Raw genomic sequence first — 22,941 nt, 5'->3', positions numbered from 1 at the left:
CGGGTTTCCAGCCGCGCGGGCCCGGCCCGGCCGGACCTACGCTGAGGGCGTGACCGACGCAGTGATCGTGCGCGACCTAGTCAAGCGCTATCGCCGCTCCGGCCCTCCGGCGGTGGACGGGCTGAGCTTCCGGGTGCGCTCGGGCGAGATCTTCGGCCTGCTCGGCCCGAACGGCGCGGGCAAGACCACGACGGTGGGGGTGCTCACCACCCGCGTGCTGCCCACCTCGGGCCAGGCGCTGGTGTACGGGGTGGATGTGCGCCGGTCGCCGAGCCAGGCACGGCAGTTGTTCGCCGTGGTGCCGCAACGGAACAACCTCGACCGGTCGCTGACGATCCGGCAGAACCTGGTCTTCCACGCGGCGTACCACGGCCTCGGCCGCACGGAGCGCAACCGGCGCGCCGACGAGATCCTCGACCGGATGGGCCTGGCCGATCTGGCGGGCTCGCGGGTCGATCTCGTCTCCGGTGGCCAGGCCCAGCGCGTGATGATCGCGCGGGCACTGATGCACGAGCCGCGCGTGCTGTTCCTGGACGAGCCCACCACGGGTCTCGACCCGCAGGCGAGGCTGTTCGTCCACGAGCGCGTCGCGGCGTTGCGGGAGGCCGGGGTGACGGTCGTGCTCACCACGCACGACATGGAGGAAGCCGCCAAGCTGTGCGACCGGGTCGGCATCGTGGACCACGGCAGGCTGCTCGCGCTGGACAGTCCGCAGACGCTGACCACGTCCTTGCCGGGCAGCGCGACGATGACGCTCACGGCGAGCACCGGCGGGCACGACCGCGAGAAGATCGCCGACGCCCTGCAGGCGCTGGACGGGGTGGAACGGGTCGAAACGATCTCCAGGGGAGGACCCGGCGCCCCGATGGGCCCACCGCCCGGCGTGCCGGGGGTCCGACCTCCTGGACCTCCCGGACCTCCGGTGCCGCACCCGGTCGCCGGGCCCGCCGGGAACGGCGAGGACGCCGAAGACACCGCGCAGTTCCGGCTCTACACCGAACACGAACCCGCCATCGTGCTGCCGTCGGTGCTCAAGGCGCTGAGCGCGCTCGGCTGCGACCTCAGCGACCTGTCCCTCGGCACCCCGAGCCTGGAAGACGTCTTCATCGGCCTCACCGGAAGGGAGTTGCGATGACCGGCCCCGCCGCCACCGTCGAGCTTCCGCACGCGAGTCCGGCCACCGCGGCCCGGACGTTCTTCGCCGTGCTGTGGCGCGACGTGTTCGTCACCGGGCGGGAGCTCCTGCCGTTCCTCGCGCAGGTGGTCGTCCAGCCGTTCTTCATGCTGTTCATCTTCGGCAAGGTGCTCACCGGGATCGGCTACGTGCAGGGGAACTTCGCCCAGATCCTGCTGCCGGGGATGGTCGCGCTGACCGGTTTCCTCACCGGGCTGCAGAACACCACGATGCCGCTGATCCTCGACTTCTCCTGGACCAGGGAGATCGAGGACCGCCTGCTCGCGCCGATGCCGATTCCCCTGGTGGCGCTGGAGAAAGTGGTGTTCGGCGCGCTGCGCGGGATCGTGGCCGCGCTCCTGATCGTCCCGATCGGCTACCTCATCCTGTCCGGCATCCACTGGCCCGCCTCGGCCTGGCCGGGAGTGCTCGGCCTGATCGTCCTCGGTTCACTGGCCGGGGCGTCGATCGGCATGACGATCGGCACCCTGGTGCAGCCGCGCCGGATCCAGATCATGTTCGCGGTGGTGCTGATGCCGCTGATGTTCACCGGCTCCACGCAGTTCCCCTGGTTCGGGCTGACGAACCTGCGCTGGTTCCAGGTGATCTGCGCGCTCAACCCGCTCACCTACGTCAGCGAGGGCATGCGTTCGCTGCTGCTGGCCGGGCAGATCCGCTCGATCCCGCTGTGGATCGACATTCCGGTCATCGTGCTCGCCTTGGCCGTGTTCCTCGCCATCGGCGTCAAGGGCTTCCTCCACCGCGCACTGGACTGACCGACCCCGTGCGGGCACCCGGGCATCCCGGGTGCCCGCACGGGCGGCCGTCGTCAGCCGTGGTCCTCCAGCATTTCCGTGACCAGCGCCGCGATCGGCGAGCGCTCGGAACGGGTCAGCGTGACATGCGCGAACAACGGGTGGCCCTTGAGCTTCTCGATCACCGCCGAGACCCCGTCGTGCCTGCCGACGCGAAGGTTGTCGCGCTGGGCGACGTCGTGCGTCAGCACGACGCGGGAGGCGGTGCCGAGGCGGGACAGCACCGTGAGCAGCACGTTGCGTTCCAGCGACTGGGCCTCGTCCACGATCACGAAGGTGTCGTGCAGCGAGCGCCCCCGGATGTGGGTGAGCGGCAGGACCTCCAGCATGCCCCGGTCGAAGACCTCGTCGAGGACCTCCTGGCTGACCAGCGCGCCCAGCGTGTCGAACACCGCCTGCGCCCACGGCTGCATCTTCTCGCTCTCGGAACCGGGCAGGTAGCCGAGGTCCTGCCCGCCGACGGCGTAGACCGGCCGGAAGACCACGACCTTGCGGTGCTCACGCCGTTCCATCACCGATTCCAGCCCCGCGCACAGCGCCAGCGCGGACTTGCCGGTGCCCGCCCGGCCGCCGAGCGAGACGATGCCCACCTCGGGGTCGAGCAGCAGGTCGAGCGCGATCCGCTGTTCGGCGGAGCGGCCGTGCAGGCCGAAGGCCTCCCGGTCGCCGCGCACCAGGCGCACCTTCTTGTCCGGGGTGATCCGGCCGAGCGCGCTGGAGCTCCCGGCGAGCATCCGCAGCCCCGTGTGACACGGGGAGGAGGCGATTTCCGCCAGACCGAAGTCGGCGGGCTCCACGGTGCCGTGCTGGAACAGCGCATCGATCATTTCCTGGGGAGCGTCGATGTCGGCCATGCCGGTCCAGCCGGAGGGCGTGACCTCCTGGGCGCGGTACTCGTCGGCGTCCAGCCCGACCGAGCCCGCCTTGACCCGCAGCGGGATGTCCTTCGTGACCAAGGTCACGTTCTGGCGTTCCACGGCGAGGTTCAGTGCGCAGGCCAGGATCCGGTGGTCGTTCGAGTCGGTGCGGAACCCGGGCGGCAGCACGGTGGGATCCGAATGGTTGAGCTCGACGTGCAGGGTGCCGCCGTGGTCACCGATCGGGACCGGGGCATCGAGCCTGCCGTGGGTGCGGCGCAGGTCGTCGAGCAGGCGCAGGGATTCCCGCGCGAACCAGCCGAGTTCGGGGTGGTGCCGTTTCGCCTCCAGTTCGCTGATCACGACCAGCGGCAACACCACGGCATGCTCGGCGAACCGGGACACCGCCCAGGGATCGGAGAGCAGGACCGAGGTGTCGAGCACATAGGTGTGCCGCTGGGATTCGGGGGATAGCGGGCCTACCGCTGGTTCGCCAGCGCCCTCAGCGCTGGTCGAGGCCTTCCGGGGCGAACGCTGCGCAGTCACGACGGCATCTCCCTCGTGGGCGTGGCACCACGCCCGCACTAGCTGGGCCGGGCACTTCCCTGGCTGGTCCGTTCTCCGCCGACGCCGGGTGCGTCAGCGAGCGCGGCCAAGAGGGCCGGTGCCGGCCCCCTCGTGCGTTTCGCGAACGGCTTCGCCGTTCCCTCCACTACCGCCACGATCAGGGCCTCCCGCGATGGCCCGCAAGGTCACGGACCATCACTTCGGAAGTTACCTGCGAATCGCGGATCGTGCAGGCAGCCAGCCAGGTGAATCACCGGGGTCCCGGCTCACGGTGGGTAGAGCGCGCGTGACCAGGCAGTGCGCGCCCGCCGTGTCAAGTGCCGAACCGGCGATGCCGCCAGGCGTAATCCCGCACGGCGCGGAGGAAGTCGACGCGGCGGAAGGCGGGCCAGTAGGCCTCGGTGAACCAGAACTCCGAATGCGCGGACTGCCACAGCAGGAACCCGGAAAGCCGCTGCTCACCGGAGGTGCGGATGATCAGGTCGGGGTCCGGCTGGCCCGAGGTGTACAGATGCTCGGAGATGTGGTCCACGTCGAGGATCTTGGCCAGCTCGCGGATGCTGGTGCCCTCGTCGGCGTGCTGCAGCAGGAGCTTCTTGACCGCGTCGGCGATCTCCTGCCTGCCGCCGTAACCGACCGCGATGTTGACCTCCATCCCGGTGCGGTCCTCGGTGCGCGCGGCGGCCGCCTTGAGGCTGCGGGCCATGTCGGCCGGGAGCAGTTCGAGCGCGCCCACGATGCGCAGGCGCCACGGGTTCTCCGGCGCGGCCAGTTCGTCCGTCACGTCCACGATGATCTTGAGCAGCGCCTCGACCTCCTCCGGGGCGCGCCCGAGGTTGTCGGTGGACAGCAGCCACAGCGTGACGACCTCGACGTCGGCCTCGCGGCACCAGGACAGGAAGTCGGCGATCTTCTTCGCTCCGGCGCGGTGCCCGTCCGCCACGTCGGTGAATCCGGCTTCCCTGGCCCAGCGCCGGTTGCCGTCGAGCATGATGCCGATATGACGTGGGTGACGTCCGGCGGCCTGCTGGATCAGGCGACGGCCGTAGGCGCCGTACAGAACCCTGGAAACGAAGGAGCGAAGACTCACGTCGGCCTAGCGTACGCACTTCGCCTGAGTGACGTGGTTCCGGCCACGGACACTGGCGCCGAACCTACGGTCCCGTAACCTTGATCCGTGCCCGTCGCGTCCGATTCCCCCGTGATCGATACCCGTCCACGCCTGCGTGGCCACATCCATTTCTGGTCGTTCTTCGGCGCCCTGGCCTGCGCGGTGACGCTGGTCGCCTTCGCCGGGACGGCGATCTCCGCCAAGGCCGCGCTGGCCACCGCCGTCTACGGCCTCACCGTGATGGGCGTGTTCGGGGTGAGCGCGCTCTACCACCGGCGCCTGTGGAGCCCCCGCGCCTACCAGTGGATGAAGCGCGCCGACCACTCGATGATCTTCCTGTTCATCGCCGGCACCTACACGCCGTTCACCCTGCTGTCGATGTCCCAGCCGACCGGTTACGTCATCCTCGCCGTGGTCTGGGGCGGCGCGCTGCTCGGGGTGGCGCTGAAGATGCTGTGGCCGACCGCCCCGCGCTGGCTCGGGGTGCCGATCTACATCGCACTCGGCTGGGTCGCGATCTTCGTCCTGCCCGAACTCGCCCGCCACGCCGGGATCGCCGCGCTGGTGCTGCTGCTCGTCGGCGGCCTGTTCTACACCGTCGGTGCCGTCTTCTACGGCACCCGCTGGCCGAACCACTGGCCGGACACCTTCGGCTACCACGAGTTCTTCCACGCGTGCACGGTGCTGGCCGCGATCAGCCACTACATCGCGATCTGGCTGGCCATCACCGCCTAGCTGGGGTTTTGGCGCTCTGGATCTTGTCCAGGCCGCCATCAGGCCGCCAGGCCGTCGACGACGATCAGCCAGGTCAGCGCGTTCTTCTTGACCCTCCCGCGGCTGGAGACCCTACGGTCGGGGGCCATGAAGATCGTTGTGCACGACACGGCGTCCGCCATGCGGGAACTCCTGCGGCGGCCCTTGGCGGAGCGGCCCGATGGGCTGCGGGAAATGTTGAGCCCGCTCCAAGGGGCGATGTCCGTGATGGGCGACGTGGACTTGGTCCAACTCCACCGGCAGGGCGGTGGCTTCCGCCTCGACCGCGAAGATCCGCGCTATTTGCCCGCACTGCAGCGGATGCGGGAAGCCGGGGTGTGGGAGCGGATCGACGATTCCCTCGCCACCGCCTGGGAACGACTCGAAGCCTCCGTACCCGGTATCAAACATGCCGAAACCGTGCACGTCGTCGTAGTACTCGGGAACCCCGACGACGAGCACCTGATGGTCCGCAGTGGCGGTTATCTCGGTATGGGTGGCATCCCGGGTGCGATCGAGTTGCTGATGTGGCCCACGGACGCCAACCTGGACAAGATCGGCCACGCCGCCGCGCACGAACTCCACCACAACGTGCGGTACGCGAACGTGGCCTGGAACCCGATGACCGTGACGGTCGGGGAACAGGTCGTCGCCGAGGGACTGGCCGAGGCGTTCGTACGGGAACTGGCCGGTGAGCAGGCCATGGGACCGTGGTCGAAGGCGTTGACGGGCACCGAACTGGACAGTGCGTACGAAAAGATCACGGCGGGCATCGACGTGGCCGGGATGCAGAACCTGCCCGCCTACGTCTACGGGGACGCCACGGCACAGCACATGGGACAGCAGCCCGTGGGGCTGCCGGACTTCGCCGGGTACGCGGTGGGACTGCGTATCGTGGACGCGCATCTGGCCGCCTCCGGGCTGACCGCCGCGCAGAGCGTTGCCTTGCCTGCGCGCGACATCCTCCTGAACGCGGGCGTGTCCACCAGCGCGTGACGCCCTCACCTCCGGCAAGGTCTGATCCGCTCGGCGGTGCTGGGTGCCCTGGAGGTGGCCTTGAGGGTCATAAACGCCCTCAAGGCCACCTTCAGGGCACCGGACCCTTCACGGCACCACGCCACCCCCAGGCGTCAGCCGAGATCAGGGCCCTTCGTCCGCAGGTCGTCCACTTTGGACATCGCTGTGCGCAGTTCGGTGAGCCAGGATTCGGCGTGTTCCCCGACGAGCCGGACCGCCCAGGCCAGAGCCTCCGACCGGGATCGGGCCACTCCGGCGTCGACGAGCGTGTCCAGCACGAGGCGCTCAGGCTGCCGAAGCCGGGTCATCACCGGAACCGACAGCGTGGTGAACAGCTCGCGCGTACCACCGATGCGCGCTCCCCAGGCGACCTTCCGCCGGTAGCGGTGCTCGGCCTGCCGGGCGATCTCGATCCGCTGTTCCCGGGTGTCCTCGCGGAACCGGCTGATCCGGCCGGACTCCGCGGCGGCCCGCGCCGCATCATCGGCGAACTCGCCGCTCAGCGGTGGCAACTCGCCCACGACGAGGATTTCCTCCCGGTCGACGGTGATCTCTGGCGCGCCGGTGAACCAGTCGTCGGGCAACCGTCCGGCGAACCATCCGGCGGCGTCGTCGGCGGAGGGCACCTCGGCCTGCTTCCAGCCCCCACGTCCGTGCATCCGCATCATGACCTCCTTGATTACATGATTACGTCGATACAGACGCTACGCCGGTTAAGCGGCTCATGGCGGACTGTCAGCGCACAGCGAACGAGAGCCGTGAGGGGTCCCCTCACGGCAGTGACCGATGCCTACGAGGCGAGGGCGGCGGCGAGTTCGGCCGGGGAGGTGACGGGGCGGTCGCAGACGTAACCGCGGCAGACGTAGGCGGTCGCGGCACCGTCCACGAGCGGACGGCCTTCCAGCAGCGGGGCCGTGTCCGGCTCCCCGGCCAGCACCACGGCACCACCGGGCACCAGTTCCGCCGCCACCCTCCGCAGCTTCACCCGGGACTCGGCGTCCGGACCCGTCACGGCCACCTGTACCGGCCCGGAGGCCATCGCCTCCGCCACCGACAGCCAGTTCCCGGCGAACCGCGGCATCCGCGTGGCCAGCTGCCCCACCCGGTTCAGGGCCTGCTCGGCCGCTTCGCGGTAACGGCCCGCCCGCTCGTGCCCCACCAGCAGCGACGCGGTCAGCAGCGCGGACGCGAGCGCCGAAGAGCCTGACGGGCTCGCGTTGTCGGCCGGGTCGGACGGACGCTGCACCAAGGACTCGGCGTCGTCCGCGGTGTCGTGGTAGGCACCGGGCGCCTCCGCGACCGCGAACCGGGTGAGGGCGAGATCGAGCAGCGAAACCGCCTCGCTCAGCCACCGCGCACCGCCGGTGGCCTGGTGCAGGGCGAGCAAGCCGTCGGCGAAGCAGGCGTAATCCTCGAGCACCCCCGCGGCGTCGCCCACCCGGCCGTCCCGCGAACTGCGCCGCAGCCGCCCGTCGACGAGGTGCACGTCGAGCACCATGGCGGCGGCGGTCTCGGCGGCCTCGACCCAGGCCGGCTCACCCAGTGCCACACCCGCCTCGCACAGCGCAGTGATCACCAGACCGTTCCAGGCGGCGATCACCTTGTCGTCCCGGCCGGGCTGCGGCCGCTCGTCGCGCGCGGCCAGCAGCGCCCGCCGCACGCGCTCGTACCGGTCGCCATCCGCCGGGTCACTGCGCAGTTGCAGCACGGAGCGTCCCCGTTCGAAGGTGCCGGTTTCGGTCACCCCGAACAACTCCGCCGCCCAGGCGCCGTCCTCGTCCCCGAGCACTTCCGACAGTTCCGCCGGTGTCCAGACGTAGGTCAGCCCCTCTTCGCCGAGTGTGTCAGCGTCCAGCGACGCGGCGAACCCGCCTTCGGCCGTCCGCAACCGGTCCAGGAGGAAGCCCGCCGTCATCCTGGCCACCGTTTCCGCGCGCGCGGACCCCGTTCGCCGAGCGAGGTGCGCGTAGACCCGCAACAGCAAAGCGTTGTCGTACAACATCTTTTCGAAGTGCGGCACGACCCACGCCGCGTCCACGGAGTATCGCGCGAACCCGCCGGCCAACTGGTCGTACATACCGCCGCGCGACATCGCCTCGGCGCATTCCTCGACCAGCGCCAGCGCCTCGGCGGAGCCGGTGCGCTCATGGTGCCGCACCAGGAACTCGAGCACCATGGACGGCGGGAACTTCGGCGCGCCCCCAAAACCGCCACGCGTCCGGTCGGCCTCGGCGCCCAGCTTGGCCACCGCGTTCGCGAGGACGGTTTCGTCGACGGCGGCTTCCGGCAGCGGGCCGGTCTGCCGGGCCAGTTGCTCGACGATCTGCCCGGCGCCCGCCCGCAGTTCATCGGCACGCTCGGACCATGCCTGCGCCACCGCGACGAGCAGATGCGGGAAGGACGGCACCCCGGGCCGGGGCTGCGGCGGATAGTAGGTACCGCAGTGGAAGGGTTTGCCTTCCGGGGTGAGGAAACAGGTCATCGGCCAGCCGCCCTGGCCGGTCATCGCCTGGGTCGCGATCATGTACACCGCGTCGATGTCCGGCCGCTCCTCCCGGTCCACCTTGATGTTGACGAAGTTCTCGTTCATCAACCTCGCGGTTTCGGGGTCCTCGAAGGACTCGTGCGCCATGACGTGGCACCAGTGGCAGGCCGCGTACCCGACGGAGAGCAGGATCGGCACGTCACGCCGCCGTGCCTCGGCCAGCGCTTCGGCACCCCATGGCCACCAGTCGACCGGATTCCCGGCGTGCTGCAGGAGATAGGGACTGGTGGCGGTGGCGAGTCGGTTGGCCATGGCCTCAGGGTGTCACGTCAGGAACCCCCCGGCGCGCCAGCCCTTGCCGCGGCTAAGCCTGGTCGTTCTTCCCGTTGTTCCCGGCCTCCGCCTTGGCTTCGGCCTTCGAGTCGATCTTCGACTGGGCGGAACCCGCGGACACCTCGGCCTTGTCGGCGGGGCTGTCCTTCGCGGACGCGTCCCCGTCGAAGCTCGCCGGAATCCGCTTGAGGTGCTTGGTCATCGACCGCACCAGGAACGCCACCGCGACCAGGAAGATCAGCAGCAGCAGGAAACCCACCGGAGAGGACTTGCCGAAGTCCTCTCCCTGACCGCCGTTGTCGCCGCTGCCCGGCTGCTGCGCCAGGACCATCGCGGTCGTGGCGACCGGCCCCGTCACCGGCAACACGAAACTCATGTCGTCACCTTCTCCCTCACTCCCGCGAACAGATCGTCCTCCGGCAGCGTGCTGTCCACCAGGGCGCGCACCAGTTCGTACTCCTCGGTGGGCCACACCTCACGCTGGATTTCCAGCGGGACCGCGAACCAACGGCTGTTCGGGTCGATCTGCGTCGCGTGGGCCTTGAGCGCCTCGTCCCGGACCGGGAAGTAGTCGGCGCATTCGATCTGGGTGGTGACCCGCTCCATCACATCGGCGCGGTCCGGATCCCACTTCTCCAGCCACTCGGCGTACGGCGATTCGAGACCGGCCGTGAGCAGCGCGTCGTGAAACTTCTGCATGCGGGCGCGCGAGAAGCCGTGCAGGTAGTACAGCTTCAGCGCCTGCCAGGGCTCACCGGCCTCGGGGAAACGGTCCGGCTCGGCCGCCGCGTCGAACGCCGCGACCGACACCTCGTGGCAGCGGATGTGATCGGGGTGGGGGTAGCCACCGTTCTCGTCGTAGGTCAGCACCACGTGCGGGCGGAACTCCCGGATCACGCGCACCAGTTCGCGCACCGGCTCCTCCAGCGGCACGGTGCCGAAGCTGCCTTCGGGCAGCGGCGGCAACGGATCGCCTTCGGGCAGCCCGGAGTCGACGAAACCGAGCCAGTGGTGCCGGACACCCAGGATCTTCGCAGCACGCGCCATTTCCTCGCGCCGGATCTCGCTCATGTTCGCCAGCACCTCGGGCCGGTCCATGGCGGGGTTGAGGATGCTGCCCGCCTCACCACCGGTGCAGGTCACGACCATCACTTCGGCACCCTCGGCGACATACTTCGCCATGGTCGCCGCACCCTTGCTCGATTCGTCGTCCGGGTGGGCGTGCACCGCCATCAAACGCAGAGGCGACCCGGGCTCGGCTGTCCGCTCGTCAGATCCCACCATGCCTGCAACGACCCCTTCTGCAAAGCTATTCCACGCGTGACGGATACTCGGGTTGGTTCCATTGTCCCCGCCGCCACGACCAGACCGTTCAGGAGGCCCGTCTTTGACCGCGCAGACGCTCCCGGAGGGCCGGTACGGCCCGGTGCGCGGCGGCAGGATGCCCCGGTGGCGGAAGTGGTTGTTCAGCACGGTGGCACTGGTGGTCAGCGGCGTGATCGCCTGGGTGGCCTACGTGAACCTCGGTCCGGCACCGATCTCGGCCGACCGCGTGGCCTTCGAAGAGAAGCCCGGCAACACGATGTCGGTCACCATCAACGCGACGCGGGACGATCCGTCCCGGCCCGGCGTGTGCATCGTGCGGGTGCGGGACAAGTCCGGCGCGGAGAGCGGCCGCAAGGAAGTACTGATCCCGGCCGGGGAGAACCACAGCCGCCAGACCACCCTGGTGCACAGCACCGACCGGCCGGTCACCGCCGACGTTTTCGGTTGCACCTACGACGTTCCCGCGTATTTGTCAAGGAGCTAGCGGCCAACGGGGTGAAACCCTCGCTCAGCGTTCGAGACGGAACGAAAACGACGACGTCGGTCACGCTCCGCGTGCTATCCTGGACTACCGGCACGGCCCCGACGGGCCGTGTTTTTCCTTTATTTCAGCCTCACCGGCCCAGCCCGGTGAGGCCGCCGGTTTGTATACCCATGCCCGGCAGGCACGACGAGGAGATGGTGACCGTGAGCGACACCCAGGTGACCTGGCTGACTCAGGAAGCCTACGACAGGCTCAAGCACGAGCTCGACGAACTCATCGAGAATCGTCCGGTCATCGCCGCAAGGATCAACGACAGCCGGGAAGAGGGCGACCTCAAGGAGAACGGGGGCTACCACGCCGCCCGTGAAGAGCAGGGCCAGGCGGAGGCCCGCATCCGGCACCTGCAGGAACTGCTCCGCGCGGCGAAGGTCGGCGAGGCACCCGCCAACGACGGCATCGCGGAACCCGGGAAGATCCTGACCGTCCGCTACGAGGGCGACGACGAGGACGAGCGTTTCCTGCTCGCCACCCGTGAAGAGGGCGCCGAAGGCGAACTCGACGTCTACTCCCCCGAATCGCCGCTGGGCAAGGCCCTGCTGGGCGCCAGGGAGGGCGAGTCGCGCGAGTACGACCTGCCCAACGGCAGCAAGCAGAAGGTCACGTTGATCAAGGCGGTGCCCTACACCGGCTGAGCAGCCACCACGACCTTCGGCGGGGGCACGGACCACAGGTCCGGGCCCCCGCCGTTCGTCGGGGTCCGGAAAACCGACGGCATCCCGGCCCGGGGAGTACTAGCGTCGAGCCATGACGCTTCCCATTTGCGCCACCTGCGGCATGCAGTATGCGGCGCCGCGTCCGGACTGTCCGATCTGTGAAGACGATCGGCAGTGGGTTCCCGCGACCGGACAGCAGTGGACAGATCTCGAAACGCTCCGTGCGGGCGAATACACCGCCCGCGTCGAGGATCAGGGCCCGGGCATCGTCGGGGTGGGCTGCGAGCCGAGATTCGCGATCGGCCAGCGCGCGCTGCTGGTCAAGGCGGAATCCGGCAACTTCCTCTGGGACTGCGTGCCCTACCTCGACGACGAGCTGATCGGGAAGATCCGTGATCTCGGCGGGATCACCGGCATCGCGATCAGCCATCCCCACTACTACGCCACGGTCGTCGAGTGGGCCCACACCTTCGACGTACCGGTGTACCTGCACGAGAACGACCGGCAGTGGCTGGGACGCCCCGACGACGCCGTGCAGTGGTGGAGCGGCACGACGAAACAGGTCGGCGACTTCACGCTGATCAACCTCGGCGTGCACTTCCCCGGTGGCACCGTGTTGCACTGGCCCGGCGGTGAAGGCGGCGCGGGCGCGTTGCTCTCCGGTGACATCGTGGCGGTCGTGCCCGACCGCAAGTTCGTCGGCTTCATGTACAGCTACCCGAACCTGGTCCCGGAGCGCCCGGCGGTGGTCCGGCGCGCCGCGGAACTGCTCGCCGGCTACCCGTTCAAGGCGATCTACGGCGCCTGGTGGGACGCGGTCGTCCGTGAGGACGGCCACGAGGTCGTGCAGCGCTCCGCGAAGCGCTACCTGGAGTTCGTGTCGTAGGCGATCCGTTCGAGCAGGGGCCGGACCCGGGGTGGGATCGGTGTGGTCAGCGCGAGCGACGTGTTCGTGCGCAGCACCCCGGGCAGGCCGACCACCCGGTCGATCACCCGCTGCAAGTCTTCGTGGTCCCGGGCCACCAGCCGGACGAACAGGTCACCCTGCCCCGTGGTCGCGTGCGCCTCGCAGACCTGGTCGATCGCGGCGAGCCCCTCGGCGACCTCGGTCCGGCTGCCCTGGGCGATCTCCAGTACCGCGAAGGCGGTCAGCCCGTAGCCCATCGCCGCCATGTCCAGCTCGGGCGGGAAGCCGCCGAGGACCCCCTGCTCGGCGAGCCGGTCGAGACGGGCCTGCACCGTGCCCCGCGCGACTCCCAGCCTGCGCGCGCACTCCAGGACACCGAGGCGCGGCACGTCGGTCAGCAGCAGCAGAAGCCGGGCATCCAGCGCGTCCAGTGGGCCACCTCCTCTCCCGCGATGCCTGCCGGAAATCCTAACCGCCGGAGGAGAATGTCCAGCCCGCTAAGGACTGTTTCCTTCCGCGGGGATCAGGGTGTACCCGGCGCGCCGGAGTTCGGCCGTCACCTGGCGGCAGTGCTCGGGACCGCGGGTCTCCAGGTTCAGCGAGACCTCGACCTCGCCGAGGGCCAGCTTGCCCGAGACGCGGGAATGCTCGATGTCCACGACGTTCGCGCCGAGTTCGCTGATCAGCGACAGCACCGAGGCCAGCACCCCCGGGCGGTCCGGCACCCGCAGCCGGAACGCGAGATAGCGCCCGCCCGCGGTCATGCCGTGCTGGATGATCTGCAACAGCAGCAGCGGATCGATGTTGCCGCCCGACAGGATGCCCACGATCGGCCCCGGGAAGGCACCCGGGTACTGCAGCAGCGCGGCGACCGCGGCCGCCCCCGCCGGTTCGACGACGAGCTTGCGCCGTTCGAGGCACAGCAGCAGCGCCCGCGACAGCGACTCCTCCGAAACCGTCACCACCTCGTCGACCAGAGCCTTCACGTGGGCGTAGGTGAGCTCTCCCGGCTGCCCGACCGCGATCCCGTCGGCCATGGTGTGCGGCTCGGGAATCCGCACCGGACGGCCTGCCGCCAGCGAACGCGGGAACGCGGCGGCCCCCTCGGCCTGCACCGCGACCACGCGAGTGCCCGGGTGCGCCGCCTTGATCGCGACCGCCACTCCCGAAACCAGCCCGCCGCCTCCCGTCGGCACCAGCACGGTGCCCGCCTCCGGGACCTGCTCCAGCACCTCCAGCCCCACCGTGCCCTGACCGGCGATCACATCCGGATGGTCGAACGGGTGGATCAGCACCGCGCCGCTCTCTTCGGCGAAGGCGATGGCCTCGGCGAGCGTCTCGTCGAACACATCCCCGTGCAGACGGACATCGGCCCCGTAGCCCCGGGTCGCGGCCAGCTTGGGCAGCGGCACGCGAGTCGGCATGAACACCGTCGACTTGATGCCGAGCAGCGAGGCGGCCAGCGCCACTCCCTGGGCATGGTTTCCGGCGCTCGCCGCCACCACGCCGCGCCCGCGTTCGGCCTCGCTCAGCCCGTGCAGCCGGTGATAGGCGCCGCGGATCTTGAACGAGCCGGTGCGCTGCAGGTTTTCACACTTGAGATGGACGGTGCCGCGATGAGCCTTCTCGAGGTCCCGCGCGTGTTCCATCGGAGTGACCCGGACAACACCCGTAAGGAGTTCACGCGCCCGGGTGATCCGGTCCACCGTCACCAATCGCATATGCGGGATCATGCCACCCCCGTCCGGCCGCCTTGGGTACCCTGGAGCCGGTCATGACCGGGAATCGGGGAGTAACCATGCGAAGGCGGAACGTTCCGGGCGGCGGCTCCGGCCGGCGTGCCTCGCGTTCGGCCGGGGTGCTGCCACTGGTCGCGGCGATCACCTCGGCACTCGCGCTGACCGGTGCGGCGTTCTACACCGTCGACAGGGCGGGCTGTGCCGATCCGGCCCAGTACATCCGCCACGACAACCACATCGAACTGGTGGGCGGCTGCGTGAGCGGCTCCGATCTCGACCAGCTCCGCACCACACAGCCCCACTCCTCGGGCCAGAACGCCGAGTACAACAACTACCGGCCCTGATCCGGAGCGCTACCCCAGTGCGCGCCGCAGATCTTCGATCAGGTCCCGCGCGTCCTCGATCCCGACCGACAGCCGCACCAGGTCGGCGGGCACCTCCAGCATCGAGCCCTCGGCGCTCGCGTGCGTCATCCGGCCCGGGTGCTCGATCAGCGACTCGATCCCGCCCAGCGATTCGGCCAGGATGAACAGCTCGGTTCCCGCAGCCACATCGAGCGCCGCCTGCTCACCGTCGGCGTGCCGGAAGGACACCATCCCACCGAACCTGCGCATCTGCTTCGCGGCGGTCTCGTGCCCTGGGTGGTTCTCCAACCCCGGGTAGTACACCTGCGCCACCTTCGGGTGCGCGGCGAGCGCCTCGGCGACCAGTTCGGCGTTGTCGCAGTGCCGCTCCATCCGCACCGCCAGCGTCTTGATCCCGCGCAGGGTCAGCCAGGCGTCGAACGCACCCGGCACCGCGCCGGCCGCGTTGCGCAGGAAGAACAGCTGCTCGCGCACCTCGTCTTCGTTGGTGAGCACGGCGCCGCCGACGACATCGGAGTGGCCGCCGAGGTACTTGGTGGTGGAGTGCACGACGATGTCCGCGCCGAGCGCGAGCGGGGTCTGCAGGTACGGGGTGGCGAAGGTGTTGTCCACCACCAGGCGGGCCCCGTTGTCGTGGGCCACTCCGGCGAGCGCCGAGAGGTCGGCGATTCCGAGCAGCGGGTTGCTCGGCGACTCGCACCAGATCAGCTTGGTCTCCGGCCGCACCGCGGCCCGGACCGCGTCCACGTCGGCGAGGTCGGCGACGGTGTAGGTGACCCCCCAGGCGGTGAGCACCTTGTCGATCAGGCGGAAGGTGCCCCCGTAGGCGTCGTTGCCGAGCACGAGGTGGTCGCCGGGGCGCACCGTGCTGCGGAGCACCGCGTCGGAGGCGGCCATGCCGGACGCGAACGCGAGGCCGTGCCGGGCACCTTCGAGCGAGGCGAGCTGCTGTTCGAGCGCGGTGCGGGTGGGGTTCGCCGTCCGGGAGTACTCGTAGTCACCTTCCCGGGTGCCGCCGACCCCGTCCTGGGCGTAGGTCGAGGTCTGGTAGATCGGCACGATCACCGCACCGGTCCGCGGATCGGGCTGCTGACCTGCATGGATGGCGCGGGTCTCGAAACCCAGCCCGGAGGTGTCGTCAGTCATGTGCTCAGGTTACGACCAGCCACCGGTCACCCAGCGCGCGGTCGCCGGCAGGCTCGCCAGCACCAGCGTCGTGGCCGCGGGCAGGCACAGCACGGCGGTGTACCCGACCGGGATGGTGCCGTCCGCCAGGCCGAGGAAATATATTCCAAACGCCCCGAGAACGAGCACCGCCAGGTAGAGCAGGAGCGCCAAGATCGCACCGGTGATGGTGAACGCGCGGCCGAAGGACTTGGCCAGGAGCAGCCCGACCCCGCCGGTGATCAGCGTCCCGGCCACGATCAGGTGCAGCAGGAAGGTGAGCAGCGCGTGCGCCAGGTTGCCGTCCCCAGCGAGCAGCACCGCACCGCCGGCGACACCCACGAGGTGGAAGAGCCCGCCGAGCAGCGCGAGCACGGCGGCCGGGATGCCGGTCGCACCCCCGCGGGAGAGCTGTTCGGTCATGGCGGGTGACTACCAGCCCTGCCGCGGATATCCGGCGGACGGGTACGGCGACTGCACCGCCGCGTACCGGAGGTAGCGGAAGGTCGGCGGCAGCGCGGCCAGCACGAACACCAGCGGACCTCCGGCGATCCCGGCCACCCTGACGAACGCGTCGTCCATCTGGAACCGGAAGACGTACCGGAAGAACTCGGCGAGCTGATCGGGGGCCAGCAGCATCGCCTCGGTGAGCACCGCGGCAATGGAGACCAGCGCCCCGAGCATCAGCAGTACCGCACCCGCAAGGACCCGGAAGAACGTCAGCAGCGCCCCGATCAGCAGCAGCAGCGAGGCGCCCAGGTACAACCCGAGCACGATGTTGGCCTTCTCGGGCAGGTCCGCGATCCCGAAGGCGATGAACTCCTTGACGGGCAGGTAGCCGAGTGTGCCGCACAGTGCGAGGCCGAGGAGCCCGGCGAGGATCGCGCTCACCCCGCTGGGACGCCGTTGCGGAACCGGCGCGCCGTCGGGTGGCATCGGATAGCCGTACGGGTTCGTCACACTGCCCCCAAGGCGAGCTGCGCGGAAGTAGGCCCGGTAAGTGGGCCCACTGTAGCGGCGAGACGTCACCGTCAGGGCGAATTCGGCCCGAAAAAAGCGATACCCCCGGCGAGCGCCGGGGGTATCGCAGACTTTTCAGCCGGTCACCACTGCTGCGGCGGCTGGCCGTACGGACCGGGCTGACCCGGCTGCCCGAACCCGCCGGGCTGCCCGTAGGGGCCGGGCTGACCCGGCTGGCCGGGCTGCGGGAACCCACCGCTGGGCGGGTTCTGCCCCGCGGGCTGACCGAAACCACCCGGCTGGCCGAAGCCGCCGCTGGGCGGCCCGAACTGACCCGGCTGACCGAAGCCGCCCGGCTGCCCGCCGAACCCGCCCGGAGCACCCGGGCCACCGAAACCGCCCGGGGCCGCCGGGCCACCGGGACCGCCGGGACCGCCGGGACCACCGAGGCCGACGAACTGCGCGGTTCCCGGGATGAGCCCGAGCACGCCCACCACGGCGATCACGATGCCGAAGATCAGTTCCCAGACGATCCGGCCCCCGGTACCACCCTTGGCCAGGATGATGATCGAGAAGATCAGCAGGAGCGCGGCACCGGCCACGATCAGCCAGGTGGAGATCTTGTTCTTCAGGAACAGCAGCACCGCCCCCGCCACCGAGACCAGACCGCCCAGCGTGAGGCCGATCACGTAGATCCAGAGCTCGGTGAGGCCCGAACTATCTCCACCGCTCGACGCAGAGGGGGCGTAGGCGTCGCACATGGAGGCGTCCTGGCCGATCTGCTGCATCTGGGCCTTGCACTGGGCCAGAGCTTGCTGGGCCATCTGAGCGGCGTTGTCCGCCCCCGAGCTGGCGCTGCTCAGATCCGACATCAGCGTGAAGCCGATGATCGCGCCGATCAGCCCGAGCAGGGCCACCAGGCCCGCGGCGATCCAGCCGAAGAGCTGGTTGTTGCCACCCGCACCGCCGCCCGCCGGTGCGCCGTACTGCGGCGCACCGAACCCCTGCGGCGGCGGGCCGCCGAAGCCGCCCGGCTGGCCCAGCGGGGGGAAGCCCTGCGGCGGCTGCCCGTACGGGCCGGGCGCGGCCTGGGGCTGGCCGAAGCCGCCCGGCTGGCCGTACGCGGCCTGCGGCTGTCCCATCGCCGCCGCGGGGTTGTCCGCCGCGCTCGGCGGCGGCGCGTACGGGATCGCGGGCGGCGGCTGGGCCCCGGGCGGAACGAGCTGTGTGGACTCGGCCCCGCCCTCCGCACCGGAAGCCGCGTTCGGGTCACCGGGCTGCACGACCTGCGTCGGCTCCGGTGCGTCGCCGAACGCAGCGGGCTGCGGCTGGCCAGGCTGGACCACCTGGGTCGGTTCCGCGGAACCGAATGGACTGTCGGACGGCGGCTGGGAACCACCCGGGCCCTGAGGTGGCTGGCCGCCGCCCCAGGGCTGGTTCGGCGGTTGCGGAGCGCTCATGCGGGTCTCGAACCCCCCTTGAGAGAACTGATCAGGTCGAAATACGCGCTACTGGCGGCACACGCTATCGGATCACGGCACGTGCTGCGCGTAAAGGCCTGCATGAACCCGATGTGCTCAGCCGTTGCGACCGGCCAGGAAACCGAGGAGATCGTGCCGGGTGACCACGCCCGCGGGCTTGCCGTCGAGCAGTACGAGCGCCCCGTCGGCGCCGGAAAGCGCCTTCATCGCCGAACTCACCTGCTCGGTCGCGCCGATGGTCGGCAGTGGTGCGGACATGTGCCGGTCGAGCCGGTCGGCGAGGTTCGCCTTGCCCGTGAACAGGGCCTCCAGCAGGTCCCGCTCGTTGACCGCGCCCACCACCTCGGCCGCCATCACCGGCGGTTCGGCGCTCACCACGGGCATCTGGCTGACGTTGAACTCGGCCAGGATCGCGATCGCCTCGGCCACCGTCTCGTTGGGGTGGGTGTGCACCAGGGCAGGCAGGGCGCCGGTCTTGGCCTTGAGCACGTCGCCCACGGTCGCCTCGGAGGTCTCCGGGCCGAGGAAGCCGAAGGAGGCCATCCACTGGTCGTTGAACACCTTGCCCAGGTAGCCGCGGCCCCCGTCGGGCAGCAGCACCACGATCACGTCTTCGGGCCCGCACCGCTTCGCCAGGCGCAGGGCCGCCGCGACCGCCATTCCGCAGGACCCGCCCACCAGCAGCGCTTCCTCCAGTGCCAGGCGGCGGGTGATGCCGAAGGACTCGGCGTCGGAGATCGCGATGATCTCGTCGGCGATGGTGCGGTCGTAGGTCTCCGGCCAGAAGTCCTCGCCGACGCCCTCGACCAGGTAGGGCCGTCCCGTGCCCCCGGAATACACCGAGCCCTCGGGGTCCGCGCCGATCACCTTGACCCGGCCGTCGGAGACCTCCTTGAGGTAGCGGCCGGTTCCGGAAATGGTGCCGCCGGTGCCCACCCCGGCGACGAAGTGCGTGATCCGGCCCTCGGTCTGCCGCCAGATCTCCGGGCCGGTGGAGTGGTAGTGGCTGAGCGCGTTTTCGGGGTTGGCGTACTGGTTCGGCTTCCACGCCCCGTCGATCTCCCGCACCAGGCGGTCGGAAACGGAGTAGTAGGAGTCGGGATGCTCCGGCGGCACCGCCGTCGGGCACACCACGACGCGGGCGCCGTAGGCCTTGAGCACGTTGCGCTTGTCCTCGCTGACCTTGTCCGGGCAGACGAACACGCACTTGTAGCCCTTGCGCTGCGCGACCATGGCCAGGCCGACGCCGGTGTTGCCGGAGGTCGGCTCGACGATCGTGCCGCCGGGACGCAGTTCGCCGGAGGCCTCGGCGGCCTCGACCATGCGCAGGGCGATCCGGTCCTTCACGCTGCCGCCGGGGTTGAGGTATTCGACCTTGGCCAGCACGAGCGGCTCGAGCCCCTCGGTGAGCGAGTTCAGCTTGACCAACGGGGTGTTGCCCACCAGGTCCACAACATGCTCGTAGTAATCCACGAGTTCAGCGTAACGGCAGTTCGCGGGCCGGCCGCCGGAACGCGGGACACCCGGTCAAGGTGGTCCCCGTCGCGTTGAGGTTTGCCGTACGCCCGTCAGGGGGCAGGATAGGGCCTAAGCAACCGCTTAGCCCGACCCGAAGGAGTGTCCTGCCATGCCTGAAGCCGTCATCGTCTCGACCGCGCGTTCGCCGATCGGCCGCGCCGGCAAGGGATCACTGGTCAGCATGCGGCCGGACGATCTCGCCGTCCAGATGGTCCGTGCCGCGCTGGACAAGGTCCCGCAGCTCGACCCGAAGGAGATCGACGACCTGATGCTGGGCTGCGGCCTGCCCGGCGGCGAGTCGGGCTTCAACATGGGCCGTGCCGTTGCCGTCGAGCTCGGCTACGACCACCTGCCCGGCTGCACCATCACCCGGTACTGCTCGTCGAGCCTGCAGACCACCCGGATGGCCCTGCACGCGATCAAGGCCGGCGAAGGCGACGTGTTCATCTCCGCGGGTGTGGAGGCCGTCTCGCGTTTCGCCAAGGGCAGCTCCGACTCCTGGCCCGACACCCACAACCCGCTGTTCGCCGACGCCGAAGCCCGCACCGCGAAGGTGGCCGAGGAAGGCAGCGACACCTGGACCGACCCGCGCGAGAACGGCCAGCTCCCGGACGTCTACATCGCGATGGGCCAGACCGCGGAGAACCTGGCGCGGCTGAAGAACGTCTCCCGGCAGGAGATGGACGAGTTCGGCGTCCGCTCGCAGAACCTGGCGGAGAAGGCCATCGCCGACGGGTTCTGGGCCAAGGACATCACCCCGGTCACGCTGCCTGACGGCACCGTCGTGTCGAAGGACGACGGCCCGCGTGCGGGCGTGACCCTGGAGGGCGTGTCCGGCCTGAAGCCGGTGTTCCGCCCCGACGGCCGCGTCACCGCCGCCAACTGCTGCCCGCTCAACGACGGCGCGGCGGCGCTGGTCATCATGTCCGACACCAAGGCCAAGCAGCTCGGCCTCACGCCGCTGGCGCGCGTGGTGTCGACCGGTGTCTCCGGCCTTTCGCCGGAGATCATGGGGCTGGGCCCGGTGGAGGCTTCGCAGCAGGCGCTGCGGCGCGCCGGCCTGTCGATCTCCGACATCGACCTGGTGGAGATCAACGAGGCGTTCGCGGCGCAGGTCATCCCGTCCTACCGGGACCTGGGGATCGACATCGACCGGCTCAACGTCAACGGCGGGGCGATCGCGGTCGGCCACCCGTTCGGCATGACCGGCGCCCGCATCACCACCACGCTGATCAACTCCCTGCAGCACCACGACAAGCAGTGGGGCCTGGAGACGATGTGCGTGGGCGGCGGCCAGGGCATGGCCATGGTCATCGAGCGCCTCAGCTGACCCGGCCACCGGTGGGGCACCGCTTCGGCGCCCCACCGGTGCGTGTCAGGCCGAGGACTTCTTGGCGATACACAGCGTGGTCGGAGGCTGCGGGTAGGTCAGCGCACCGTCGTACTTGGTCGCGGAACAGGCCGAATCGTCTGCCTGTCCGTTGACCACCTTGACGATCTCCACGTCGGCGGCGGGGTCCGTGCAGGCCACCCTGCGGTAACCCTCGGTCGAGCTGCTGGACGTGTTGGTGAAGTTGGTGAAGCAGTCGCCGTCGCGGGCGTTGAGCATCAGGCACAGCTTGTACCTGTCGCTGCGGTGCCGGTAGCTGTATTCGTCGTAGTTCTCACCCGGGCACTTGCCGGTGTCGCTGTCCAGCCGCACCCCGATCTTGACGTTGGCCGACGGGTCGGTGCAGTCCACCTTCGTCGGTTCGGCGCCGCTCTTGAACTCCTTGACGTTCAGGCAGTCGCCGGCGGCCGCGCTGCTCGGCGACTTCGTGTAGCTGATGACCGCCCACGTGCCGATGCCCGCGAGCACCACCACGACGAGAACCAGCCTCAGCCAGAGACGCTTCGGCTTGCCTCCCACGGGAGTGCCGGGAGGCGGGCCGTAGGCCGCGCCAGGGGGCGGGGGGTATGCCCCGGGAGGCACCGCGCCAGGAGGCGGCACGGCGCCCGGCGGGGGGACGGCGCCGGGAGGCGGGAACTGGCCACCGGGGGCGGGCTGCGGCTGGGCGCCGAACGGGTTCGGCTGGGCACCCGGGGGGCCGTAGGGCGAAGGCTGCCCTTCCTGCCCCGGCGAAGGGGGAACGCTCACAGGGACCTCACAGAGGTAAAAGGATCAGACGTGCTTATCCAACACTGTGTGATCAATACCCCTGTGCGGGACCCGGCGAGCGGGTGAAAAAACCACAGAGGACGCCCGGCTGATTACCGAGCGTCCCCTGCCTCGAGGAACGACTAGTCGTTCTGCAGGTACGACAGCAGCCGGAGGATCTCCAGGTAGAGCCACACGAGCGTGGTCATCAGGCCGAAGGCGGCGAACCACGCCCACTTCGCGGGCATCCCCTCACGGATCATCCGGTCGGCCATGTCGAAGTCGAGCAGGAAGTTGAACGCCGCGATGCCGATCACGACCAGGCTGAAGATGATGGCGAGCGCACCGCCGCTGCGCAGGCCCATGTTCACACCGAACACGCTGAGCAGCAGGTTGGCGAGCATCAGGATGAGCGCACCGGACGTGGCACCCACGATCCACCGGGTCAGCTTGGGCGTCACCTTGACCGCGCCGGTCTTGTACACCACGAGCATCGCGATGAAGACCCCGAAGGTGCCCAGGATCGCCTGCAGGGCGATACCCGGGTAGATCATCTCGAACACCCCGGTGATGGCACCGAGCAAGACGCCTTCGGCGGCGGAGTACAGCAGCGTCATCGGGCCGCTGGGCTTCTGCCGGAAGATCATCACCATGGCGAGGACGGCACCGACCAGCATCCCGGCGAACAGGACGCCGAGCACCGGACCCATCGCCCTCGCCTCGGCCTGGCTCTGCGCCCAAATGGCCGTGAGAACGCCGGTGACCAGGGCCGTCGCGAGCGAAAGGCCGGTCTTGATGACCACGTCGTCCACGGTCATCGGTCGGTCGCCGGCCCCCGCCATCTGCTGCGGCATGCCGTAACCGGCCCCGGGTGGCTGCTCGAAGCCGACGTTGGGGCCGTACTGACCGTACTGGCCGTACTGGGCATATCCCGCACTGCTCCTGGGCAGGTTGCGGAACGCGGGGTTGCTAGTGGAACGCACCTTGATCCTCCTGGATCTCCTGGCACCTGCGTCTGGTCCAACGACCGGGACC

The 22,941-nt window shown here is 69.8% G+C and carries 24 protein-coding genes; 9 read left to right on the top strand and 15 right to left on the bottom strand.

What is annotated here, in order from left to right:
* Nucleotides 1-49: 49 nt before the first annotated feature.
* Both ORV05_RS02370 and ORV05_RS02365 read left to right on the top strand, forming a co-directional pair.
* A complete protein-coding gene (locus ORV05_RS02370) occupies nucleotides 50-1,135 on the top strand; it encodes an ABC transporter ATP-binding protein (protein ID WP_268756812.1) in 1,086 nt (361 codons plus the stop codon).
* Nucleotides 1,132-1,950, top strand: a complete 819-nt coding sequence (locus tag ORV05_RS02365; RefSeq protein WP_268756811.1) for an ABC transporter permease — start codon at nucleotides 1,132-1,134, stop codon at nucleotides 1,948-1,950. Before ORV05_RS02370 ends, ORV05_RS02365 begins: the two co-directional genes overlap by 4 nt.
* A 53-nt stretch (nucleotides 1,951-2,003) precedes the next feature.
* Here ORV05_RS02365 and ORV05_RS02360 read toward each other — a convergent pair whose 3' ends face one another.
* Entirely contained in the window at nucleotides 2,004-3,290 is a 1,287-nt protein-coding gene (locus tag ORV05_RS02360) for a PhoH family protein (RefSeq protein ID WP_326938169.1), read from the bottom strand.
* A 436-nt stretch (nucleotides 3,291-3,726) separates the two neighbouring features.
* On the bottom strand, nucleotides 3,727-4,503 hold the full coding sequence (locus tag ORV05_RS02355; RefSeq protein ID WP_268756809.1) for an isoprenyl transferase: 777 nt from the start codon (nucleotides 4,501-4,503) through the stop codon (nucleotides 3,727-3,729).
* A 114-nt stretch (nucleotides 4,504-4,617) separates the two neighbouring features.
* Here ORV05_RS02355 and trhA point away from each other — a divergent pair, with 114 nt between their 5' ends.
* Together trhA and ORV05_RS02345 are read left to right on the top strand one after the other, a co-directional pair.
* On the top strand, nucleotides 4,618-5,259 hold the full coding sequence (trhA, locus tag ORV05_RS02350; RefSeq protein WP_407652821.1) for a PAQR family membrane homeostasis protein TrhA: 642 nt from the start codon (nucleotides 4,618-4,620) through the stop codon (nucleotides 5,257-5,259).
* A gap of 126 nt (nucleotides 5,260-5,385) precedes the next feature.
* On the top strand, nucleotides 5,386-6,273 hold the full coding sequence (locus tag ORV05_RS02345) for a DUF2268 domain-containing protein (protein WP_268756807.1): 888 nt from the start codon (nucleotides 5,386-5,388) through the stop codon (nucleotides 6,271-6,273).
* Between the two features lie 134 nt (nucleotides 6,274-6,407).
* Here ORV05_RS02345 and ORV05_RS02340 read toward each other — a convergent pair whose 3' ends face one another.
* The 4 genes from ORV05_RS02340 to mca form a co-directional block, all read right to left on the bottom strand.
* A complete protein-coding gene (locus ORV05_RS02340) occupies nucleotides 6,408-6,959 on the bottom strand; it encodes a hypothetical protein (protein WP_407652671.1) in 552 nt (183 codons plus the stop codon).
* Between the two features lie 125 nt (nucleotides 6,960-7,084).
* Nucleotides 7,085-9,091 carry a thioredoxin domain-containing protein gene (locus tag ORV05_RS02335; RefSeq protein WP_268756805.1) on the bottom strand — a complete coding sequence of 669 codons (2,007 nt, stop codon included), beginning with the start codon at nucleotides 9,089-9,091 and terminating at the stop codon, nucleotides 7,085-7,087.
* A 52-nt stretch (nucleotides 9,092-9,143) separates the two neighbouring features.
* Nucleotides 9,144-9,488 carry a hypothetical protein gene (locus tag ORV05_RS02330; protein WP_268756804.1) on the bottom strand — a complete coding sequence of 115 codons (345 nt, stop codon included), beginning with the start codon at nucleotides 9,486-9,488 and terminating at the stop codon, nucleotides 9,144-9,146.
* Nucleotides 9,485-10,396, bottom strand: a complete 912-nt coding sequence (gene mca, locus ORV05_RS02325) for a mycothiol conjugate amidase Mca (RefSeq protein ID WP_268756803.1) — start codon at nucleotides 10,394-10,396, stop codon at nucleotides 9,485-9,487. The genes ORV05_RS02330 and mca overlap by 4 nt, the downstream gene beginning before the upstream one ends.
* A 157-nt stretch (nucleotides 10,397-10,553) precedes the next feature.
* Between mca and ORV05_RS02320 the strand changes: the two genes are divergently transcribed.
* The 3 genes from ORV05_RS02320 to ORV05_RS02310 all read left to right on the top strand — a co-directional run bounded on the left by ORV05_RS02320 (nucleotide 10,554) and on the right by ORV05_RS02310 (nucleotide 12,521).
* The gene (locus ORV05_RS02320; RefSeq protein ID WP_268760085.1) at nucleotides 10,554-10,922 is read left to right on the top strand and encodes a DUF4307 domain-containing protein; all 369 of its coding nucleotides are present in this window, start codon (nucleotides 10,554-10,556) and stop codon (nucleotides 10,920-10,922) included.
* 194 nt (nucleotides 10,923-11,116) lie between these two features.
* Complete coding sequence (gene greA / locus ORV05_RS02315) at nucleotides 11,117-11,614, top strand: transcription elongation factor GreA (protein WP_144588932.1); 498 nt, start codon at nucleotides 11,117-11,119, stop codon at nucleotides 11,612-11,614.
* A 112-nt stretch (nucleotides 11,615-11,726) separates the two neighbouring features.
* Nucleotides 11,727-12,521, top strand: a complete 795-nt coding sequence (locus ORV05_RS02310) for an MBL fold metallo-hydrolase (RefSeq protein WP_268756802.1) — start codon at nucleotides 11,727-11,729, stop codon at nucleotides 12,519-12,521.
* On the opposite strand, the gene ORV05_RS02305 is transcribed toward ORV05_RS02310, so the two are convergent.
* Both ORV05_RS02305 and ilvA read right to left on the bottom strand, forming a co-directional pair.
* Nucleotides 12,500-12,973: an Lrp/AsnC family transcriptional regulator gene (locus ORV05_RS02305; RefSeq protein ID WP_268760084.1), complete on the bottom strand. Its 474-nt coding sequence runs from the start codon at nucleotides 12,971-12,973 to the stop codon at nucleotides 12,500-12,502. The two genes, ORV05_RS02310 and ORV05_RS02305, sit on opposite strands and share 22 nt — an antisense overlap.
* A 66-nt stretch (nucleotides 12,974-13,039) precedes the next feature.
* Complete coding sequence (gene ilvA / locus ORV05_RS02300; protein ID WP_268756801.1) at nucleotides 13,040-14,263, bottom strand: threonine ammonia-lyase; 1,224 nt, start codon at nucleotides 14,261-14,263, stop codon at nucleotides 13,040-13,042.
* Nucleotides 14,264-14,340: 77 nt separating this feature from the next.
* Here ilvA and ORV05_RS02295 point away from each other — a divergent pair, with 77 nt between their 5' ends.
* Nucleotides 14,341-14,625 (top strand): hypothetical protein, encoded by a 285-nt coding sequence (locus ORV05_RS02295; protein WP_144588918.1) that lies wholly within the window; start codon nucleotides 14,341-14,343, stop codon nucleotides 14,623-14,625.
* 9 nt (nucleotides 14,626-14,634) lie between these two features.
* Here the strand turns inward: ORV05_RS02295 and ORV05_RS02290 are convergent, their stop codons facing one another.
* The 5 genes from ORV05_RS02290 to ORV05_RS02270 all read right to left on the bottom strand — a co-directional run bounded on the left by ORV05_RS02290 (nucleotide 14,635) and on the right by ORV05_RS02270 (nucleotide 19,724).
* Nucleotides 14,635-15,792: a cystathionine gamma-synthase gene (locus tag ORV05_RS02290; RefSeq protein WP_268756800.1), complete on the bottom strand. Its 1,158-nt coding sequence runs from the start codon at nucleotides 15,790-15,792 to the stop codon at nucleotides 14,635-14,637.
* 9 nt (nucleotides 15,793-15,801) lie between these two features.
* Nucleotides 15,802-16,233, bottom strand: a complete 432-nt coding sequence (locus ORV05_RS02285; protein WP_268756799.1) for a hypothetical protein — start codon at nucleotides 16,231-16,233, stop codon at nucleotides 15,802-15,804.
* 9 nt (nucleotides 16,234-16,242) lie between these two features.
* On the bottom strand, nucleotides 16,243-16,770 hold the full coding sequence (locus ORV05_RS02280) for a hypothetical protein (protein ID WP_268756798.1): 528 nt from the start codon (nucleotides 16,768-16,770) through the stop codon (nucleotides 16,243-16,245).
* A gap of 143 nt (nucleotides 16,771-16,913) precedes the next feature.
* Nucleotides 16,914-18,230, bottom strand: a complete 1,317-nt coding sequence (locus ORV05_RS02275; protein ID WP_268756797.1) for a hypothetical protein — start codon at nucleotides 18,228-18,230, stop codon at nucleotides 16,914-16,916.
* 117 nt (nucleotides 18,231-18,347) lie between these two features.
* The gene (locus tag ORV05_RS02270; protein WP_268756796.1) at nucleotides 18,348-19,724 is read right to left on the bottom strand and encodes a cystathionine beta-synthase; all 1,377 of its coding nucleotides are present in this window, start codon (nucleotides 19,722-19,724) and stop codon (nucleotides 18,348-18,350) included.
* A gap of 154 nt (nucleotides 19,725-19,878) precedes the next feature.
* On the opposite strand from ORV05_RS02270, the gene ORV05_RS02265 reads away from it, so the two are divergent.
* Complete coding sequence (locus ORV05_RS02265; protein ID WP_268756795.1) at nucleotides 19,879-21,099, top strand: acetyl-CoA C-acetyltransferase; 1,221 nt, start codon at nucleotides 19,879-19,881, stop codon at nucleotides 21,097-21,099.
* A 45-nt stretch (nucleotides 21,100-21,144) separates the two neighbouring features.
* On the opposite strand, the gene ORV05_RS02260 is transcribed toward ORV05_RS02265, so the two are convergent.
* Nucleotides 21,145-21,906 (bottom strand): LppU/SCO3897 family protein, encoded by a 762-nt coding sequence (locus ORV05_RS02260; protein WP_268756794.1) that lies wholly within the window; start codon nucleotides 21,904-21,906, stop codon nucleotides 21,145-21,147.
* Between the two features lie 143 nt (nucleotides 21,907-22,049).
* Nucleotides 22,050-22,889 (bottom strand): Bax inhibitor-1/YccA family protein, encoded by an 840-nt coding sequence (locus ORV05_RS02255; protein ID WP_268756793.1) that lies wholly within the window; start codon nucleotides 22,887-22,889, stop codon nucleotides 22,050-22,052.
* Nucleotides 22,890-22,941: the final 52 nt, after the last annotated feature.

The sequence above is a fragment of the Amycolatopsis cynarae genome (genome assembly GCF_026802195.1).
In the GTDB taxonomy this organism is placed as follows: Bacteria; Actinomycetota; Actinomycetes; order Mycobacteriales; family Pseudonocardiaceae; genus Amycolatopsis_E; species Amycolatopsis_E rhizosphaerae.
The sequence above is the reverse complement of the archived record's forward strand: the minus strand, read 5'-3'. Positions and strand labels throughout refer to the sequence as shown.

Excerpts from the sequence above, each read along its gene's own strand:
- ORV05_RS02365 (WP_268756811.1), top strand. The coding sequence starts at position 1,132 with ATGACCGGCCCCGCCGCCACCGTCGAGCTTCCGCACGCGAGTCCGGCC.
- ORV05_RS02345 (WP_268756807.1), top strand. The coding sequence starts at position 5,386 with ATGAAGATCGTTGTGCACGACACGGCGTCCGCCATGCGGGAACTCCTG.
- ORV05_RS02340 (WP_407652671.1), bottom strand. The coding sequence starts at position 6,959 with ATGCGGATGCACGGACGTGGGGGCTGGAAGCAGGCCGAGGTGCCCTCC.
- ORV05_RS02335 (WP_268756805.1), bottom strand. The coding sequence starts at position 9,091 with ATGGCCAACCGACTCGCCACCGCCACCAGTCCCTATCTCCTGCAGCAC.
- ORV05_RS02330 (WP_268756804.1), bottom strand. The coding sequence starts at position 9,488 with ATGAGTTTCGTGTTGCCGGTGACGGGGCCGGTCGCCACGACCGCGATG.
- mca (WP_268756803.1), bottom strand. The coding sequence starts at position 10,396 with ATGGTGGGATCTGACGAGCGGACAGCCGAGCCCGGGTCGCCTCTGCGT.
- ORV05_RS02320 (WP_268760085.1), top strand. The coding sequence starts at position 10,554 with ATGCCCCGGTGGCGGAAGTGGTTGTTCAGCACGGTGGCACTGGTGGTC.
- greA (WP_144588932.1), top strand. The coding sequence starts at position 11,117 with ATGGTGACCGTGAGCGACACCCAGGTGACCTGGCTGACTCAGGAAGCC.
- ORV05_RS02310 (WP_268756802.1), top strand. The coding sequence starts at position 11,727 with ATGACGCTTCCCATTTGCGCCACCTGCGGCATGCAGTATGCGGCGCCG.
- ilvA (WP_268756801.1), bottom strand. The coding sequence starts at position 14,263 with ATGCGATTGGTGACGGTGGACCGGATCACCCGGGCGCGTGAACTCCTT.
- ORV05_RS02295 (WP_144588918.1), top strand. The coding sequence starts at position 14,341 with ATGCGAAGGCGGAACGTTCCGGGCGGCGGCTCCGGCCGGCGTGCCTCG.
- ORV05_RS02290 (WP_268756800.1), bottom strand. The coding sequence starts at position 15,792 with ATGACTGACGACACCTCCGGGCTGGGTTTCGAGACCCGCGCCATCCAT.
- ORV05_RS02285 (WP_268756799.1), bottom strand. The coding sequence starts at position 16,233 with ATGACCGAACAGCTCTCCCGCGGGGGTGCGACCGGCATCCCGGCCGCC.
- ORV05_RS02275 (WP_268756797.1), bottom strand. The coding sequence starts at position 18,230 with ATGAGCGCTCCGCAACCGCCGAACCAGCCCTGGGGCGGCGGCCAGCCA.
- ORV05_RS02265 (WP_268756795.1), top strand. The coding sequence starts at position 19,879 with ATGCCTGAAGCCGTCATCGTCTCGACCGCGCGTTCGCCGATCGGCCGC.